We start from the raw sequence: 17243 nt of genomic DNA, 5'->3' as shown, positions 1-17243 counted from the left end.
CACGCATCATGGCGAAAATCCAGGTCAAGAACCCCATCGTGGAAATCGACGGCGACGAGATGACGAAGATCATCTGGCAGTGGATCCGCGAAAGGCTGATCCTGCCCTATCTCGACGTGGACCTGAAATATTACGACCTCTCCATCGAGAAGCGTGACGAGACGGATGACCAGATCACCGTCGATGCGGCCAACGCCATCAAGGAACACGGCGTCGGCGTGAAATGCGCCACCATCACGCCGGACGAGGCGCGCGTGGAGGAATTCAACCTCAAGAGCATGTGGCGCAGCCCCAACGGCACGATCCGCAACATCCTGGGCGGCGTGGTCTTCCGCGAGCCCATCGTGATCGACAACGTGCCGCGGCTGGTGCCGGGCTGGACCGATCCCATCGTCGTGGGCCGCCACGCATTCGGCGACCAATACCGCGCCACCGACACGCTGATCCCCGGCGCGGGCAAGCTGCGCCTGGTGTTCGAGGGCGAGGACGGCAAGAACATCGACCTCGACGTATTCGAATTCCAGGAACCCGGCGTCGCCATGGCGATGTACAATCTGGACGACAGCATCCGCGATTTCGCGCGCGCCAGCTTCAATTACGGTCTCGACCGCGGCTGGCCGGTGTACCTTTCCACGAAGAACACCATCCTCAAGAAGTACGATGGCCGCTTCAAGGACCTGTTCCAGGAAATCTTCGACACCGAGTTCGCCGACAAGTTCGCCGAAGCCAAGATCACCTACGAACACCGCCTGATCGACGACATGGTCGCCGCCGCGCTGAAGTGGAACGGCAAGTTCGTCTGGGCCTGCAAGAACTATGATGGCGACGTGCAGTCGGACATCGTGGCGCAGGGCTTCGGCAGCCTCGGCTTGATGACCTCCGTGCTGATGACACCGGACGGCAAGACGGTGGAAGCGGAAGCCGCCCACGGCACCGTCACCCGCCACTATCGCCAACACCAGGAAGGCAAGGCAACCAGCACCAACCCCATCGCCAGCATCTTCGCATGGACCCGCGGCCTGATGTATCGTGGCCGCTTCGACAACACGCCCGACGTGGTCGCCTTCGCCGAAACGCTGGAGGAAGTCTGCATCGAGTGCGTCGAGAACGGCAAGATGACCAAGGACCTCGCCCTGCTGATCGGCCCGGACCAGAACTGGATGACGACCGAGCAGTTCTTCGAAGCCATCGTGAATGGGCTGGAAGCCAAGATGAAGGCGCAGGGCCTGGGCTGAAGCGCAGCGACTGCGACCTGAAAGGAAACGAAACCCCCGCTACGCCATTCTATCGGCGTAACGGGGGTTTTTTCATAACATGACCAAGGCACGTCTCGACATCCGCCAGGCCGAAACCGGCGATATCCGCCGCATCGCGGCACTGGCGAAGCGCGTTTACGAAGACTTCGTCCCCTACACGCAGAGCGAAATCCGCGGGCAGCTGAACAATTACCCCGAAGGCTGCTTCGTCGCGATCCTGGACGATACGATGGTGGGTTACTGCGCCACCATGCGCATTGCTGGCGAGAAGGCCCTGCGCCCGCACACCTGGGACGAGATCACCGGCAATGGATACGGCAGCCGGCACGAGCCCAATGGCGATTTCCTCTACGGCTACGAGATGGTCGTGGACCCGAAGGTCCGCGGCACGCGCATCGGCCGCCGCCTTTACGAGGAACGCCGCAAGCTGGCCGAGCGCGAGGAGCTGAAAGGCATTGTCTTCGGTGGGCGGCTGCCGAACCTTAAGCGGCACTGGAAGAAGGTCTCCGGCCCCGAAGATTACATCGAGCAGGTCATCGCCGGGAAGCTGCATGACCCCGTGCTGCGCTTCCAGCTGGCCAACGGTTTTGAACCGATCGGCGCGCTCAAGCGATACCTGCCGGAAGACCACCGCAGCCGCGGGTTCGCCGCGCACATGGTGTGGCGCAATCACATGGTGGACCAGGAAGACAGCAGCCAGCTGCGTGTCCCGCGCGGTGTCGAAAGTGTCCGCATCGCCACCTGCCAGCTGCAGGCCCGCGCGGTGAAGGACTTCGACGAGTTCATCGGTCATGTCCGCTATTTCGTCGATGTTGCAGCGGATTACGAAGCGGACTTCATCCTGTTTCCCGAACTATTCACGCTGATGCTGCTGAGCGCGGAGGCGGAAGAGCTGTCCTCCACCCAGGCCATCGAATGCCTCAGCGCCTACACGCCGCGCATCCGCGACGCGCTGAGCGAGATGGCGCTGAAGTACAACATCAATATCATCGGTGGCAGCCACCCCACGCGCATGGATGACGGTGACATCCACAATGTCGCCTATGTCTGCCTGCGCGACGGATCGATCCACGAGCAGGAGAAGATCCACCCAACGCCCAACGAGGCATACTGGTGGAACATCCGCGGCGGCGATTCCATCGACGTAATCCAGACGGACTGCGGCCCGATCGGCGTGCAGATCTGCTATGACAGCGAATTCCCGGAACTCAGCCGCCGCCTGGTGGATGAAGGCGCGCGCATCATCTTCGTGCCCTTCTGCACGGACAGCCGGCAAGGCTACATGCGCGTGCGATACTGCGCCGCCGCCCGCGCGATCGAGAACCAGTGCTACGTGGTGATGAGCGGAAATGTCGGGAACCTGCCCAATGTCGCCAACATGGACATCCAGTATGCGCAAAGCTGCATCCTGACGCCCTGCGATTTCCCCTTCGCCCGCGACGGCATTGCGGCAGAGGCGACCGAGAATGTCGAGACGTTGACCATCAGCGACGTGAACCTGGCGGACCTAAGCTGGGCGCGCGCTGAAGGCACTGTGAAGAACCTCGCCGACCGCCGCTTCGACCTTTACCGCATCGAATGGGACGAAGCCTCCCCCGGCGGCGACCTGCCCGACGGTCCACCCCCGATGCACAAGGGCAGCCCCGGCGGGGGTTGATTTCGGCGGGATCGGTGACCGCTATTCTCAGTCGAACGCGCTTTGCGTGGTACGCGGCGGGGCTGGTGTTGTGACGAGGCTGACCCCGAAAATCGCCAGCCACGCCGCAATGAAGCCGGGGATGATCTCGTAAATGCCCGTCTCGCCGCCCAGCCCCGAGAAGATCCAGAAAATCACCACACCAGCGCCGGTCACGAGGCCCGCCAGCGCGCCCGCGCCGGTCATCCGCTTCCACGTCAGGGATAGGATGATCAGGGGGCCGAAAGCCGCGCCGAAGCCGGCCCATGCGTTGGAGACGAGGCCCAGCACCTGGCTGTCGCGGTCCGATGCGATGGCGATGGCGGCCAGCGCCACCACCAGGACGGACAGCCGCCCGACATTCACCCGCTCGTGCTCGCTGGCATCGCGGCGCACGAACAGGCGGTAGAAATCCTCTGTCAGCGAGCTGGATGCGACGAGCAGCTGCGAACTGATCGTGGACATGATCGCCGCCAGCAGCGCGGCCAGCAGGAAGCCGGTGATCAGCGGATGGAACAACAGATTGGCGAGTACGATGAAGATCGTCTCCGGGTCATCCACCACCAGTCCGTTGCGCTCCACATAAGCGCGGCCTGCAAGGCCCACTCCGATTGCGCCCAGCAGGCACACGCCCATCCACGCCATGCCGATATTCCGCGCCGCCGGGATGCCCCCTTCGCGCACGGCCATGAAGCGCACGATGATGTGCGGCTGCCCGAAATAGCCCAGGCCCCACGTCACCGCGCTGAGGAAGCCGATGAAGGTCAGGCCGTATCCGATGTCCAGGAAGCCCGGCTGCACCTGCGTCAGCGAGGCGCCCGCGCTGCCGCCTTCGCCGAACATCACCACCAGCGGCATCAGCACCAACGCCACCAGCATGATGCAGCCCTGCACGAAGTCAGTCAGGCTCACCGCAAGAAAACCGCCGACCATGGTGTAAGCCAGCACCACGCCTGCCGTCAGCCACACGCCGAACATGTAATCGCTCATGCCTGCGCCGCCCAGCATGCCCGCAAAGGCGGTCTCGAACAGCTTGCCGCCGCCCACCAGACCAGCGGCGGAATAGACCGCGAAGAACAGCACGATGATGATCGCGCTCGCCACGCGCAGGGCCACGGCCCTGTCCGGGAAGCGATTGGCCAGGAATTCCGGGATGGTCAGCGCATTGCCATATTCCACCGTCTGCTTGCGCAGGCGCGGCGCGACCACGATCCAGTTGACCAGCGCGCCCACGAACAGGCCAATGCCGATCCACGCCTCCACAAGGCCAGCGGCATACAGCGCCCCCGGCAGGCCGAGCAGCAGCCAGCCCGACATATCGGACGCCCCGGCGGACAGGGCCGCCACGGCGGGATGCAAATTGCGGCCGCCCAGCAGGTATCCCTCGCTATCCGCGGTGGATTTGCGCCAGGCGAACAGGCCGATGGCGATCATCAGGATGAAATAGAGGGCGAGCGAAATCAGTGTGCCGGTCTGCATGCGCGCGGGGATAGCACGCTGGACGGTGCTGGCTAGGGCCGCGTGGGACGCTCTTTCCTACAGGGGCGCAGCCGCTCCAGCAGCGCCGCATGGCCGTGCCCTTCCCGCCTTCACCGATTTCTTGCCCAGGACTGTGTAACACCTGTCACACCTTGGCCGGTGACAGCCCCGCGCGGCCCTGTCATATGGCAGCCATGCACGGCGGCCACATCTCCCCCCTGATGAGCGATGCGCTGGTCATCCTGGGCGCTGCCGGCATCGTCATCCCCCTGTTCGCGCGCTTCCGTGTGACGCCGGTGATCGGCTTCATCCTGGTCGGCCTGCTGGTGGGCCCATACGGCCTTGGGCGCATGGTCTACGACTTCGAATGGCTGACCTGGTTCACCATCACGGACCCCGAGCGGCTCGATCCCTTTGCCGAGTTCGGCATCATCCTGCTGCTGTTCACCATCGGGCTGGAGCTGTCGTTCAACCGCCTGTGGGCCATGCGCAAGCTGGTGTTCGGGCTTGGCGCGCTGGAGCTGCTGATCATCGGCAGCCTGCTCGCCTCCATCCTCTCCATGATGGGGCAGTACTGGACCGGCGCGATCGGCCTGGGGCTGGCCCTCGCCCTCTCCTCCACCGCGCTGGTGCTGCCCATTGCCGGTACGCAAACGCCGGTGGGCAAGGCGGCGCTGTCCATGCTGCTGTTCGAGGATATCGCCATCGTGCCGATCATCTTCATGCTTGGCGCGCTGGCCCCCTATGCGGGCGCGGACGGCATGACCGGCCTGTTCGACACCATCTGGAAGGGGCTGGCCGTGGTCATCGCCATGATGGTGCTGGGCCGCATCGCCCTGCCCCGCCTGTTCGCACAGGCCGCACGCACGAAAAGCCCGGAGATCTTCCTCGCTGCCAGCCTGCTGGTCGTCATCGGAGCCAGCCTCGCCACAGGCGTCGTCGGCCTCTCGCCCATCGTGGGCGCGCTGGTTGCCGGCCTGCTAATCGCCGAGACGGAGTATCACACCGAAGTCGAAGGCATCATGGAGCCCTTCAAGGGCCTCGCGCTGGGCATCTTCCTGATCACCGTGGGCATGGGGATCGATGTCAACACGATTTGGCAGAACCTGGGCATGATTGCCGTCGCGGTGGTCGGCGTGCTGGGCGTGAAAGCGGTCATCACCGGCATATTGCTGCGCCTGATGGGTGCGCGGCGCAATACGGCGGTGGAAACCGGCATCCTGATGGCCAGCCCATCCGAGACGACGCTGATCGTGCTGGCAGCGGCCACCAGCGCGCTGCTGATCCAGCCCGGTACCGCGCAGTTCTGGCAGATCGTGACCGCCATCGGCCTCACCATCACGCCGCTTCTGGCCATGGTCGGCCGCCGCGTCGCCCGACGCATCGATCCGGCTCCGGACCTTTCGCAGCATGTCGGCGATCCCGATAACCCGCCGGTCATCATCCTGGGCTTCGGCCGTGTCGGGCGGCTCGTCGCGCAGATGCTGGACCGGCATGAAAAGCCTTACATCGCAATCGACGCGGATACCGACCTGGTCGACCAGGCCAAGCGCGAAGGATACCGCGCGACTTATGGCAACGCCGCGCGGGTCGATGCGCTGGGAAAGATCGGGCTTGAAACGGCTCCCGCAGTCATCCTGACCATGGACGAACCCGTGCTGGCACAGGCCATCACCCGCAAGATCCGTGCAGGCTATCCCGACATGCCGATCATCGCCCGCGCGCGCGACAGCATCCATGCGGCCGAGCTTTACCGCAGCGGCGCGACCACGGCCGTTCCGGAAACGCTCGAAAGCTCGCTGCAATTGTCAGAAGCCGTGCTCGTGGACCTTGGCGTGGCGATGGGCCCGGTCATCGCCTCCATTCACGAAAAGCGCGACGAGTTTCGCGAACGCATCCGCGAAGGCGGCGCGCTGGAGCATAAGCCGAAACTGCGCACGAGCACTTCGGAAGCCTGACTTTCTCGGACCCCCAGCGCACCCCGCGCGTTGGTCAGGCAAAGGAGAGTATCATGGCGAACAAGGAACCACAGGACGTCACCGAGCCGCTCAGCAATGCCGAGAAGTTCAAGCCCAAGAATGTGCAGGCGAATGGCAAGGCAGGTCCCGGACTGCCTTCCGGCAATGGTCCCGACATCTCGCGCGGTGCAGAGCATCACCTGCAACGAAAGAGCATGCACCGGCCGTAATTCAGGCTGACGAACGGTCCGCCAGGATCGAATGCACCGACAAGCGGTGGTGGGTCAGCCCGCCACCGCTTTTCTTATGGCATCCACGGCCGCCTGGGCCTGATCACCATCCGGCCCACCACCCTGCGCCATGTCCGCGCGGCCGCCGCCGCCCTTGCCGCCAAGCTGCTCAACGCCGACCCGCACGAGATCGACCGCGCTATGCGTGTCGGTCAGGTCGTCCGTGACGGCAACCGCGCAGGCGGCGCGCCCCTCGTTGACCGCAACAATCGCGGCGATCCCGGACCCCATGCGCTTCTTCGCCTCGTCCAGCAGGCCGCGCAATTCCTTGGGATTCATGCCTTGCAGCACCTGCCCGGAGAATGCGACGCCGCCGAGGTCCTCGTCTTCTTGCTTCGCCGCACCGCCTCCGCCGCCAAGGGCCAGCTGTTTGCGCGCCTCGGCCAGCTCGCGCTCGAGCGTCTTGCGCTCCTCGACCAGGGCAGAGACGCGGTTGGTGACATCTTCGGGGCTGGTCTTCAGGACGTTGGCGACCTGCTTCAGCGCCGCTTCACGCGCAACGACCCACTCGCGCGCGGCTTCGCCAGTCAGGGCCTCGATCCGGCGGACACCGGATGACACGGCACTTTCGGAGATGATGTGGAACAGGCCGATATCGCCCGTCGCGTCGACATGCGTGCCGCCGCACAGCTCCACGGAATAGCTCTTCCCGCTGCCGCCGAAGTCCATATTGCCCATGCTGAGCACGCGGACTTCCTCGCCATACTTCTCGCCGAACAGCGCAAGTGCGCCCGCGGCCACGGCATCGTCCGGGCTCATCAGCCGGGTCGTGACTTGCTCATTGTGGCGGATCTCGGCATTCACCATCCGCTCGATCTCGGCCGTTTCGGCATCGGAAAGCGGCTTGGGATGCGAGAAGTCGAACCGAAGGCGATCTTCCGCGACAAGCGAGCCCTTCTGCGTGACATGGTCGCCAAGGACATTGCGCAACGCGGCATGCAGCAGGTGCGTTGCCGAATGGTTGGCGCGGGTGCGATCGCGCCGCCCGGCATCGACTTCCAAATGCACCACATCGCCCTTCGAAACCGCCCCTTCGAGGATCGTGGTTTCCTGCGCGTGGAGCTTGCCGAGGGGCTTGGACGTATCGGTGATGTCGGCGACAAGGCCATTCTCGGACCGAACCGTCCCGGCATCGCCGGACTGGCCGCCGCTTTCACCGTAAAAGGGCGTCTGGTTGGTCAGCAGCGTCACCGTCTGGCCGGCTTCGGCGCGGTCCACTTCCTTGCCATCCGCCACGATGGCGACGACGCGGCCATCGCCCTTGGTTGAGGCATAGCCGGTGAATTCCGTTGCACCTTCGCGCTCTGCGATGTCGAACCACACCTCGCTATCTGCGGCGGCGCCGGAGCCCTTCCATGCGGCGCGCGCGGCAGCTTTCTGCTCGGCCATGGCGCTGTCGAAGCCCGCGCGGTCGACGCCGATACCGCGATTGCGCAGCGCGTCTTCCGTCAGGTCGTAAGGAAAGCCGTAGGTGTCGTAGAGCTTGAAGGCGGTTTCGCCGGGCAGCTCTTCGCCCTGCGCCATATCGGACGTTTCGTCGTCCAGCAGTCGCAGGCCCTTTTCCAGCGTCTGGCGGAACCGGGTTTCCTCGCGCTCGAGGACTTCCTCGACCAGCGCCTGTGCGCGGCCAAGCTCCGGATATGCGCCGCCCATTTCCTGCACAAGCGAAGGCACGAGCCGGTGCATCAGAGGGTCCTTGGCGCCCAGCAGATGCGCATGGCGCATCGCACGGCGCATGATCCGGCGCAGAACATAGCCGCGCCCTTCGTTGGAAGGCAGGACGCCGTCCGCAATCAGGAAGCTGGTGGAACGCAGATGGTCCGCGATGATGCGGTGGCTGGCCAGCGCGTCACCGTGCGCCTTCGCGCCAGACATGTCCTCGCTCGCTTCGACGAGGTTTGCGAATGTGTCCGTGTCAAAGACATTGCGCACGCCCTGCATGACGCTGGAAATCCGCTCCAGCCCCATGCCGGTGTCGATGCTGGGGCGCGGCAGGTCTCCGACGACCGTGTCATTCTCCTGCACATGCTGCATGAACACGAGGTTCCAGATCTCGACAAAGCGATCGCCGTCTTCATCGGGCGATCCCGGGGGGCCGCCGGGCACGTCTTCGCCATAGTCCCAGAAGATTTCCGAGGACGGGCCGCAGGGTCCGTCGGCCCCCATGGCCCAGAAATTGTCCTTCGTGGCTATGCGGATGATGCGGTCTTCCGGCAGGCCGGCGATCTTGCGCCAAAGGTCGAACGCCTCGTCGTCGGTGTGGTAAACCGTGACCGTGAGCCGGTTCTTGTCGAGGCCGTATTCGCCCGTGACCAGGTTCCACGCCAGTTCGATGGCGCGTTCCTTGAAATAGTCGCCGAAGCTGAAATTGCCGAGCATCTCGAACAACGTCAGGTGGCGCGCGGTATAGCCGACATTGTCGAGGTCATTGTGCTTACCACCGGCGCGTACGCATTTCTGGCTGCTGGCGGCGCGCGGCGCGGGCGGGGTCTCAAGCCCGGTGAACACGTTCTTGAACGGCACCATGCCCGCATTGACGAACATGAGGCTGGGATCGTTATACGGCACGAGCGGTGCGCTCGGCACGACGGCATGGTCGGCATCCCCGAAGTAGTCGAGGAAGGTGCGGCGAATATCGTTGGTCGAATGCATGGTGGGAGCGAATTAGGCGGCGCGGGGGCGCGCTGCAAGCTGCTTCACGCCTGCTTGCGTGCCTTCACGATCCATGCCGCAGCGCGCGCCGCAACGATGCCGCCATGAAGGTGGCGCTCCGCAAAGGCACGGATGCCGGTTTCGATGCGGGATCGCTCTTCCGGCGAGGCTTCGGCCATGACCGATGCGGCGGGGCCGATGCGGCGGAAATAGGCGAGCGCGTCTTCCACCGGGTCGGGACCTGCGCCTGCCACCATTGCGAAATCGTGCGGGACGAGTTCGATCTCTGTCCAACCGGCGTCTGCGAGGATGTCCTGGACCAGATTAGCGTCGGAGAAGCCGAATGGGCCGGGCTGGTAGGTCATCGGTTGTTCCGGAGTCGGCGAAGCGCCGACGATGGCGTCGATCTCCGTGAAGAAGGGGCACTGGCTGCGCGAACGGAAGCAGGAGAAGACGAGCGAGGCGCCGGGCGCTGCGATGTTGGCGAGGTGGCGGAAGGCGGCGACCGGATCATCGAAGAACATGACGCCGTGGCGGGAGACCATCAGGTCGGGGGCGGAGGCCGCGGGCTGCCATGTCGCGGCATCGGTGCATTCGAAGCTGGCATTGGGCATGTTCGCGCCGCGTGTGCGGGCAGCCTCGATCAACGCTTCCGAGATGTCGATACCGTGGACCGACGCGGCGCTTCGTTCGCGGCCGATGGCGAGGGACAGCTCGCCCGCGCCGCAGCCGATGTCCAGCACGCGGGAGCCTGCGCGTTGGCGGATGTCCGCCAGCAGGCGCGGGGTGAGTTCGCCGAAGGCCCGGTCCGTCCGCCGCCATTCGCTGGCCCAGCTGCTGCCGACGCGGCCTTCCCATTCGCTCTTGCCTGTCATGCCATGTCCGTACTGCGGCAAATCGAGACTGCAACACCAAACGAAGGAGGCCGGCGCGCATCCCGCAGGATGTGCCGCGCCGGCCCCGGTTCGGTAAGGTGTGACAGGTGTTACACTGTCCAGGGGCGAATAACCGCCACCACCCTCTTGAGGATCAGTCTTCGGGGTTCGCGTCCGGCCCCGTCATCATCTCCTCGGCCACCTCGTCGGTTTTGCCGCGGATCGCAGCCTCCAACTTGGCGCACATTTCGGGATTCTCTTTCAGGAAGGTCTTGGCGTTCTCGCGGCCCTGGCCGATGCGGACGCTGTCATAGCTGAACCAGGAACCGGACTTCTCCACCAGGCCGGCCTTCACGCCGAGGTCGAGGATCTCGCCGATCTTGGAAATGCCTTCCCCGTACATGATGTCGAATTCGACCTGCTTGAACGGCGGGGCGACCTTGTTCTTCACCACCTTCACGCGGGTGGAGTTGCCGATCACCTCGTCACGGTCCTTGATCTGGCCGGTGCGGCGGATGTCGAGGCGGACAGACGCGTAGAACTTCAGCGCGTTGCCGCCCGTCGTGGTTTCCGGATTGCCGTACATCACGCCGATCTTCATGCGCAGCTGGTTGATGAAGATCACCATGCACTTGGAACGGTTGATGGAGCCGGTCAGCTTGCGCAGGCTCTGCGACATGAGGCGGGCCTGCAGGCCGACGTGGCTGTCACCCATCTCGCCTTCGATTTCGGCGCGCGGGACCAGGGCGGCGACGGAGTCGACCACCAGCACGTCGATCGCGTTGGAGCGAACCAGCGTATCGACGATTTCCAGCGCCTGCTCACCCGTGTCGGGCTGCGAGATGATCAGCTCGTCGATATCGACGCCCAGCTTGCGGGCATAGACCGGGTCCAGCGCGTGTTCCGCATCGACGAAGGCAACCGTGCCGCCGCCCTTCTGCGCTTCTGCCAGCACGTGCAGCGCCAGCGTGGTCTTGCCCGAGCTTTCCGGCCCGTACACCTCGATGACGCGGCCCTTGGGCAGGCCGCCAATGCCAAGGGCGATATCCAGGCCGAGCGAACCGGTGGAAATCGATTCCACGTTCATCGCTTCCTTGCTGCCCAGCTTCATGGCCGATCCCTTGCCAAAGGCACGGTCGATCTGCGCGAGTGCGGCGTCCAGCGCCTTCTGACGGTCCACGTTATTTTCCTTTTCGACGAGCTTCAGATTTGCACTTGCCATCGCATGGCCTCCGTCAGGTTTCTAGGGTCGTTACAAACTCTTCAACGGAAACCCGTGTACCGCCTTTGTTCCACGAGAACAAGGGGAGAACGAAAGTTTTTTCTAACAAGCGTCGAACGGCGGACTTTTGCGCCCGGCCACGCGCAGCCTGTCAGTCGATGACGGAGGGCCTTGTACGCCAGTCCAGGGTCCGCGTGCCATTGGCCGGCACGTCCAGCTCGTAGACGATGAAGCCGTCCTTCACCCGCGTGCCGCGCAGGCCGCGCACATCCCACTGGCCGGACCATGCGAGCTGCACGCGCACGCGCACAGGCTGCGGATTGGCATTGCGGAGTGTCAGGCGTTTCTTCGCCCATTTCTTCGGCTTGCGATGGTCATGCGGGCGCGTGGCGGTGCACTGACCGGATACCTGCGTACTGGAGCCTGCCAAAATCTCCACATCCTGCCCGGTGGCGTAATCGCGGACACGGTCGCTCCCTACCAGAAGGTCGCCATAGGAGGTCGATTCGTAGATCAGTACTTCGCCATCGGGCAGCGAGGCGCCAAGGCCCAGCCGCTCCACATTCTCGACCTCGATCCGGCGGTCGGCAAAGGTGAAGCCGCGGCTGTCATCCTCCGGCAGGCAATCGAGCTGGTACATCAGCGTGCCGGACACGGCGTCCTTGTCCAGGAACAGCACCTGCTTGCTGGACTGCGCAGCGACGGTGACGGGTTCGGGCACACGGTAAAGCTTCAGGTCGCCGAGGTCCTCTTCCGATGCGACCATCTTCGCGCCGGTCACGATGACTTCATTGTCCGCCGCATTGCGCGCGACAGGGATCATTGCCGGTGCGGGCGGCGGCGGAGGTGGCGGAGGTGGAGGAACACCGGCATATCCCGCGCGGTATCGCCGGTCATACTGCGCATAGGGACTGCCCGCCGCAGTATTGCCGATGGGATAGCATGTCAGCTGCAGTGGCGGCGCGGTGGGCGGTTCGGCCAGGTCCTCGTAATCGCTTTCCACATTCAGCGTGCCCGCCACGGCCATCAGCTGCGCGTCCGGGAAGCTCTGCCCGTTATCGTTCACGATTGTCAGCCAGCTGAGCAGCTTGAACGGCAATTCGCTGCCCTGCCCGCCTTCCGGCACGGTCAGGACATAGCTGGCCTCCCAGTCGAAGCCCCATGCGAGATAGGTCAGCTGGACGGTGTAAGTCCCGCCTTCGGGCGACATCGTGTCGACGGAGAACACCGGCTGCGGGACGAGGCCCTGCGGCAATTGGTCGAACACCAGCTTCTCCGGCACGCCGGAACAGCGCACGGCCTCAAAGCCTTCGTCCATCTGCAGGACGATGCCGCCATTGGCCTGCGTGCGGATGATTGCGGAGCTGGCCACCTGCTCCCCCGTGGCGGGATTGGTGCGGGTGATGCGCACGCGGTTGCCCAGCGTCCCGTCGACCAGGGATGCGGGGCTGAGAAGGTTGGCGTCCTGGTTCTGCTCTATCGTGCCGCCCGGCAGGCCGGTGACGATGGCGGTGACGGCCACCATGCCTTCCGCCACGCCCACGAAACGCAATTGCGAGCGGCCTGGCGGCAGCGTGACCTGCCGGGTCTCGGTGATCATGGCGAAGCCTTGCGGCCATTCGCGGTCCATCGCATCGCCCTCGCCGCGCGCGGGGTCGCGATAGACCGTCACCGCAATGTCGCCCGGCTCGCCTGCCGTCACCTGCACGCGATCCTGCGCGGCGGCGGGAGCGGCCAGCCAGCCAGCCGCCAGCAGCGGTATCAATGCATGACGCAGGAGGCGCATCGGCCGCGGCCTCAATACTTGGTTTCGTACGTGACCTCGACCACCCGCTTGCCATTGGCAGGCACGGTGACGGTGTAGCGGCGCCGGTCGAGATCGAGCTGCTCGCCCGCCACATCCTCAGACACGACGCGGAAGTCACGGCTCCACCACCCGCGATCCAGCCCGGCCTGCGTCAGCTGCACGTCGGTCGGCACCGGCTTCGCATTGGTGAAGGTGTAACGCATGGTGGTACGATAATAATCGATCTCGCGCTCCACTTCGATCGTGCTCACCTCACCATCCTTGATGACGCGGTAGCGGGCGCTGCGCTCGAACTCGCCCCTGCTGATCTTGTCGCGGCTGATCACTGCGGCCTGCACCGTCACATCGAAGGCTTCGCCCAGGTCGAGCGTCAACATGCTCCCCATCGGGGTGTGGCCGATATTATCCTCGCCCACGAATTGCGGATTGCCCTGCGCATCGCGCTGGTAGAAGCGCACCGTGCCCTGCGGCAGAGCGTCACCCAGCCCCGCCGTGCGGCTGGTGGAAAAGGCCAGCTGGCTGGTGACATTCATCGGCCGCCGGTCGGACGTCAGCCAGCCCACGCCGCGGGCATAGATCTTGCGGGCGGGCACGCCCTGCACGTCCAGGAAGCTGACCTGCTTGGTCTGCGCCTGCGCGATCGTGGTGCGGCCCGGCAGCGGGTAAAGGTAGAAATCGCCGAGCTGCTCGCGGTCCGCCGTTTCCGTGCCCGGATCCACCTGCGCATTGCCATAGGAGCCGACGCCGCTTCCCGCGCCGCCCGCGACCAGCAGCGTATCGGCATTGTGGAAGGTGGTGCCCGTGTTGTTCTGCAACGTGACCCAGCCTTGCATGTCGATCAGGCCGCCATTCTCGTCATACAGCGCGACATAATCCGCGCCCCAGTTCAGCCCCGGCGTCAGGTAGCGGATGGAGGCCGGGCGGCGGCCGCCCTGCGCGCTATCCACCGTGACGGACAGCGTCGGGCGGGCGCGCAGATTGGAAGGCACGCGGTCGAACACGACGCGCACGGGCAGGCCATCGTCCTTCAACACCTCGATCCGGTCGCCGATGCGCACCACCACGCCGCCTGCCACGGACAGCACGGTCGCATTCTCGCGCGTGACGGCGCCGGTTGCCGGGTTGGTGCGAACCAGCGTTACCTGCTTGCCGACGTGCTTTTCCATCAGCTTGGCAGGCGTCAGGATGTCGTAATCGAAATTCTGCTCGATAATGCCCGCGCCCGCCGCATTGAAGCTGAGCGTTTGCGCCTGGATGCGGGCGGATACGTCGGGAAATTCGATCGTGCTGCGGCCGCGCGGGATATCGATCTGGCGCACGTCCTGCACCAGCGCGCGTCCGTCGGAATAAATGGTGACGCTGACATCGCCCTGCGCCGTTTCGTCCGGGTCTGTCGGCGTCTGGGCATTGGCCGGCATTGCAAGCGAGAGCGCGAAAGCGGAGGCCGCAAGGCCGAAAGCGGGACGAAGCATCGAATTCCCCTCAGATTTGAAGGGGAAGCATGCGCCGCGGCACAGGCTTCGTCAAGCCTGATGTAATAATGTCACATGATTGAATTAGGCGCCCTTGCGCGCACCCGGGCCGGACGCATTCAGCGCCTTCGTCACGGCATCTCCGATCTGCTGGACGCTGAATGGCTTGGCCAGGAAGTGCATGTTGGCCACGTCGATTTCCTCGCGCAGCTGCTCCTCGGCATAGCCGGACATGAACAGCACCGGCAGGTCGCCCTGCTGCTTGCGCAGCGCCTTTACCATGGTCGGCCCGTCCATGCCGGGCATGACCACGTCGGACACGACGATGTCGAAGCCTTCGCCCTTTGCGTAGGCGGCAAGCCCTTCCTCGCCATCGGCGGCGGTGGTGACGGTGTGGCCCGCGCGGGCAAGCGCGCGTTCGGCGACGGCGCGGACCATGTCCTCGTCCTCCACCAGCAGGATGCGGGCACCCCTGGACCAGTCATGGCTCTCGTCCGACGCGTCGGCCTCGGCATCCTCGGGCATGTCGCCTTCATAGACGGGCAGGTAGATGGAGAAGCGCGCCCCGCGGCGGCCATCGGCATCGGTCACATTGTCCGCAAAGATGAAGCCGCCGGACTGCTTCACGATCCCGTACACGGTGGAGAGGCCCAGGCCGGTGCCCTTGCCCTGCTCCTTCGTGGTGAAAAACGGCTCGAAGATCTTGGGCAGCGAGGCCTGCGGGATGCCGCCGCCCGTGTCCTGCGCGATCAGGGCGGTATAATTGCCAGCCGGGATGATCTCGCTGCGCATGCGCTGGATATCGGTCGCGCGCACCCGGCGGGTTGCGAAGGTCAGCGTGCCGGACGCAGTCTCTCCTCCGCCCGCCTGCTGGATTGCGTCGCGCGCGTTGACCGCAAGATTGACGATCACCTGCTCCAGCTGGCGCGGGTCGGCGCGCACGGGGCCAAGGTCGCGGTCGTGATGCGTCTTGAGCGTAATCTTCGCGCCCATCAGGCGTTTCAGCAGCTGGCTGACCTCGCTGATCACATCGGGCAATTGCAGCACTTCGGGCCGCAGCGTCTGCTGGCGGCTGAAGGCGAGCAGCTGGCGCGTCAGGCTGGCGGCGCGGTTGGAATTGGCCTTGATCTGCTGGATATCGTCGTAATCGCTGTCACCCGGCGTGTGGCGCAGCAGCATGAGGTCGCAATAGCCGATGATGGCGGTCAGCACATTGTTGAAATCGTGCGCCACGCCGCCTGCCAGCTGGCCCACAGCCTGCATCTTCGTGGCCTGTGCCACCTGCCGTTTCAGGCGCGTTTCCTCGCTGGTATCGGCCAGGCTGACCATCACCGCCGCCTCACCCAGCCCGCGCACTCCGGCCAGGCCCAGGCTGACCGGATCATCCGGCTGGCTGGCGAGGCGCACGGCTATGTCCCCGCTGGAGGCCGGCCCCTTGCCATAGCGGCGCACGGCATCGCTGATCGCGGTCTTGTCCGCCCGGATCACCAGGTCGGAAGGGTATGGCGGCAGCGAGGGGCCGGATATGCCCGCCGCGCGCCGGAATGCCGGGTTGGCGAACAGGAAATGGCCGTCGCGGTCCGTCATGGCGAGGCCCAGCGGCAATTGCTCCAGTAAAGCCTCCAACTGCTGCGCATGGCCCTGCGCATCGCCGCCCCAGCCGCCAAGGCCGATGCCGGCATCCAGCAGCAGCATGACAGACGGCGCCGTGGCGGCCTGCTCCGCAGTTGCGGCAGGATCGGCCAGCGGGATCTGCACCAGCGTCTGCGGCGGCCCCTTGCGGCCCTCGCGCGCGAAATAGATGCGCTCGCGGTCGTCGGCCCGCAATTGCGCGACGAAGTCCTGCCCCGTCATGCGCGCCTTCACATCGCCTGCAGCGCGCCGCGCGAAGCCGGGATTGACCGCGCGGATCGCCCCGTCGCCGCCGACCAGTGCCGCCTCTATTCCCGCCGCGCTGAGCATCCGGCCAAAATCGCCCGCGACGGCCTTGCCGAGCTGCAGAAGCGGCTCCTCGCGCACGATCGGGGCGAAGCGCCACACGAGATATTCGTCCCGCCGCCCGGCACGCACCACATCTGCCGTCCAGCTGCGATCCTCGTCCGCGATCTTGACCGGTTCTGCCGTCCCGTCACGCCAGCCAGCCCGCGCGGCGCGGGCAAGTTTCTCTCCGGAAGCGCCGTCCACCGGCAGGTGCGGCGGCGCATGGCTCGATCCGAACCACAATTCGAAGGTGGCATTGGCGCAGACCAGCCGGTTGGCGCGGTCAGTGATGGCAACGGCCCGGTCCGGCTGCGCGGTAGCGGCCACCGTCGCCGCCCAGTCCGGCTCCTGCGCTGCATCGGCGGTATCGGGCGCAGCGCCGCGCCGCTGGCTGAGCCAGCCGATGGCGGCAATCAGACCCAGTCCGGCGGCAAAGGCAGCCGTGGCCGCCGCCTTGCCGATAAAGAGGTGGAAGGCGAGGATGCTGAGCAGCGCAGCGCCAACCACAAGCGCGGCTTCCATCCCGCCGCGGCCCGGCATCGCGCCGGCAATCACATCGGGCAGGGCCTTTGGCATG

The 17243-nt window shown here is 65.2% G+C and carries 11 protein-coding genes; 4 read left to right on the top strand and 7 right to left on the bottom strand.

Annotated elements, in window-relative coordinates; translation table 11 throughout:
• Positions 1-8 precede the first annotated feature (8 nt).
• On the top strand, positions 9-1235 hold the full coding sequence (locus A6F65_RS06860) for an NADP-dependent isocitrate dehydrogenase (RefSeq protein ID WP_067787127.1): 1227 nt from the start codon (positions 9-11) through the stop codon (positions 1233-1235).
• A gap of 79 nt (positions 1236-1314) precedes the next feature.
• The gene (locus A6F65_RS06855) at positions 1315-2913 is read left to right on the top strand and encodes a bifunctional GNAT family N-acetyltransferase/carbon-nitrogen hydrolase family protein (RefSeq protein ID WP_083989299.1); all 1599 of its coding nucleotides are present in this window, start codon (positions 1315-1317) and stop codon (positions 2911-2913) included.
• A gap of 27 nt (positions 2914-2940) precedes the next feature.
• Here A6F65_RS06855 and putP read toward each other — a convergent pair whose 3' ends face one another.
• Entirely contained in the window at positions 2941-4410 is a 1470-nt protein-coding gene (gene putP / locus A6F65_RS06850) for a sodium/proline symporter PutP (protein ID WP_067787123.1), read from the bottom strand.
• 185 nt (positions 4411-4595) lie between these two features.
• Here putP and A6F65_RS06845 point away from each other — a divergent pair, with 185 nt between their 5' ends.
• Together A6F65_RS06845 and A6F65_RS12885 are read left to right on the top strand one after the other, a co-directional pair.
• Positions 4596-6368 (top strand): cation:proton antiporter domain-containing protein, encoded by a 1773-nt coding sequence (locus A6F65_RS06845; protein ID WP_237164785.1) that lies wholly within the window; start codon positions 4596-4598, stop codon positions 6366-6368.
• Between the two features lie 53 nt (positions 6369-6421).
• A complete protein-coding gene (locus A6F65_RS12885) occupies positions 6422-6598 on the top strand; it encodes a hypothetical protein (protein WP_157093081.1) in 177 nt (58 codons plus the stop codon).
• A 54-nt stretch (positions 6599-6652) separates the two neighbouring features.
• Here the strand turns inward: A6F65_RS12885 and alaS are convergent, their stop codons facing one another.
• The 6 genes from alaS to A6F65_RS06815 form a co-directional block, all read right to left on the bottom strand.
• Positions 6653-9310 carry an alanine--tRNA ligase gene (alaS, locus tag A6F65_RS06840; protein ID WP_067787121.1) on the bottom strand — a complete coding sequence of 886 codons (2658 nt, stop codon included), beginning with the start codon at positions 9308-9310 and terminating at the stop codon, positions 6653-6655.
• 44 nt (positions 9311-9354) lie between these two features.
• A complete protein-coding gene (locus A6F65_RS06835) occupies positions 9355-10185 on the bottom strand; it encodes a class I SAM-dependent methyltransferase (RefSeq protein ID WP_067787119.1) in 831 nt (276 codons plus the stop codon).
• 154 nt (positions 10186-10339) lie between these two features.
• Positions 10340-11407, bottom strand: a complete 1068-nt coding sequence (recA, locus tag A6F65_RS06830) for a recombinase RecA (RefSeq protein WP_067787117.1) — start codon at positions 11405-11407, stop codon at positions 10340-10342.
• Between the two features lie 151 nt (positions 11408-11558).
• Positions 11559-13193 carry a DUF4139 domain-containing protein gene (locus A6F65_RS06825; protein WP_067787115.1) on the bottom strand — a complete coding sequence of 545 codons (1635 nt, stop codon included), beginning with the start codon at positions 13191-13193 and terminating at the stop codon, positions 11559-11561.
• Between the two features lie 11 nt (positions 13194-13204).
• Positions 13205-14686 (bottom strand): DUF4139 domain-containing protein, encoded by a 1482-nt coding sequence (locus tag A6F65_RS06820; RefSeq protein ID WP_067787113.1) that lies wholly within the window; start codon positions 14684-14686, stop codon positions 13205-13207.
• A gap of 84 nt (positions 14687-14770) precedes the next feature.
• On the bottom strand, positions 14771-17206 hold the full coding sequence (locus A6F65_RS06815) for a hybrid sensor histidine kinase/response regulator (protein WP_067790247.1): 2436 nt from the start codon (positions 17204-17206) through the stop codon (positions 14771-14773).
• Between the last annotated feature and the right edge of the window lie 37 nt (positions 17207-17243).

Origin of the sequence: Paraurantiacibacter namhicola (assembly GCF_001687545.1) — a bacterium.
GTDB lineage: Bacteria > Pseudomonadota > Alphaproteobacteria > Sphingomonadales > Sphingomonadaceae > Paraurantiacibacter > Paraurantiacibacter namhicola.
The sequence above is the reverse complement of the archived record's forward strand: the minus strand, read 5'-3'. Positions and strand labels throughout refer to the sequence as shown.

Excerpts from the sequence above, each read along its gene's own strand:
- putP (WP_067787123.1), bottom strand. The coding sequence starts at position 4,410 with ATGCAGACCGGCACACTGATTTCGCTCGCCCTCTATTTCATCCTGATG.
- alaS (WP_067787121.1), bottom strand. The coding sequence starts at position 9,310 with ATGCATTCGACCAACGATATTCGCCGCACCTTCCTCGACTACTTCGGG.
- A6F65_RS06825 (WP_067787115.1), bottom strand. The coding sequence starts at position 13,193 with ATGCGCCTCCTGCGTCATGCATTGATACCGCTGCTGGCGGCTGGCTGG.
- A6F65_RS06845 (WP_237164785.1), top strand. The coding sequence starts at position 4,596 with ATGGCAGCCATGCACGGCGGCCACATCTCCCCCCTGATGAGCGATGCG.
- A6F65_RS12885 (WP_157093081.1), top strand. The coding sequence starts at position 6,422 with ATGGCGAACAAGGAACCACAGGACGTCACCGAGCCGCTCAGCAATGCC.
- A6F65_RS06815 (WP_067790247.1), bottom strand. The coding sequence starts at position 17,206 with ATGCCGGGCCGCGGCGGGATGGAAGCCGCGCTTGTGGTTGGCGCTGCG.
- A6F65_RS06860 (WP_067787127.1), top strand. The coding sequence starts at position 9 with ATGGCGAAAATCCAGGTCAAGAACCCCATCGTGGAAATCGACGGCGAC.
- A6F65_RS06820 (WP_067787113.1), bottom strand. The coding sequence starts at position 14,686 with ATGCTTCGTCCCGCTTTCGGCCTTGCGGCCTCCGCTTTCGCGCTCTCG.
- A6F65_RS06855 (WP_083989299.1), top strand. The coding sequence starts at position 1,315 with ATGACCAAGGCACGTCTCGACATCCGCCAGGCCGAAACCGGCGATATC.
- A6F65_RS06835 (WP_067787119.1), bottom strand. The coding sequence starts at position 10,185 with ATGACAGGCAAGAGCGAATGGGAAGGCCGCGTCGGCAGCAGCTGGGCC.
- recA (WP_067787117.1), bottom strand. The coding sequence starts at position 11,407 with ATGGCAAGTGCAAATCTGAAGCTCGTCGAAAAGGAAAATAACGTGGAC.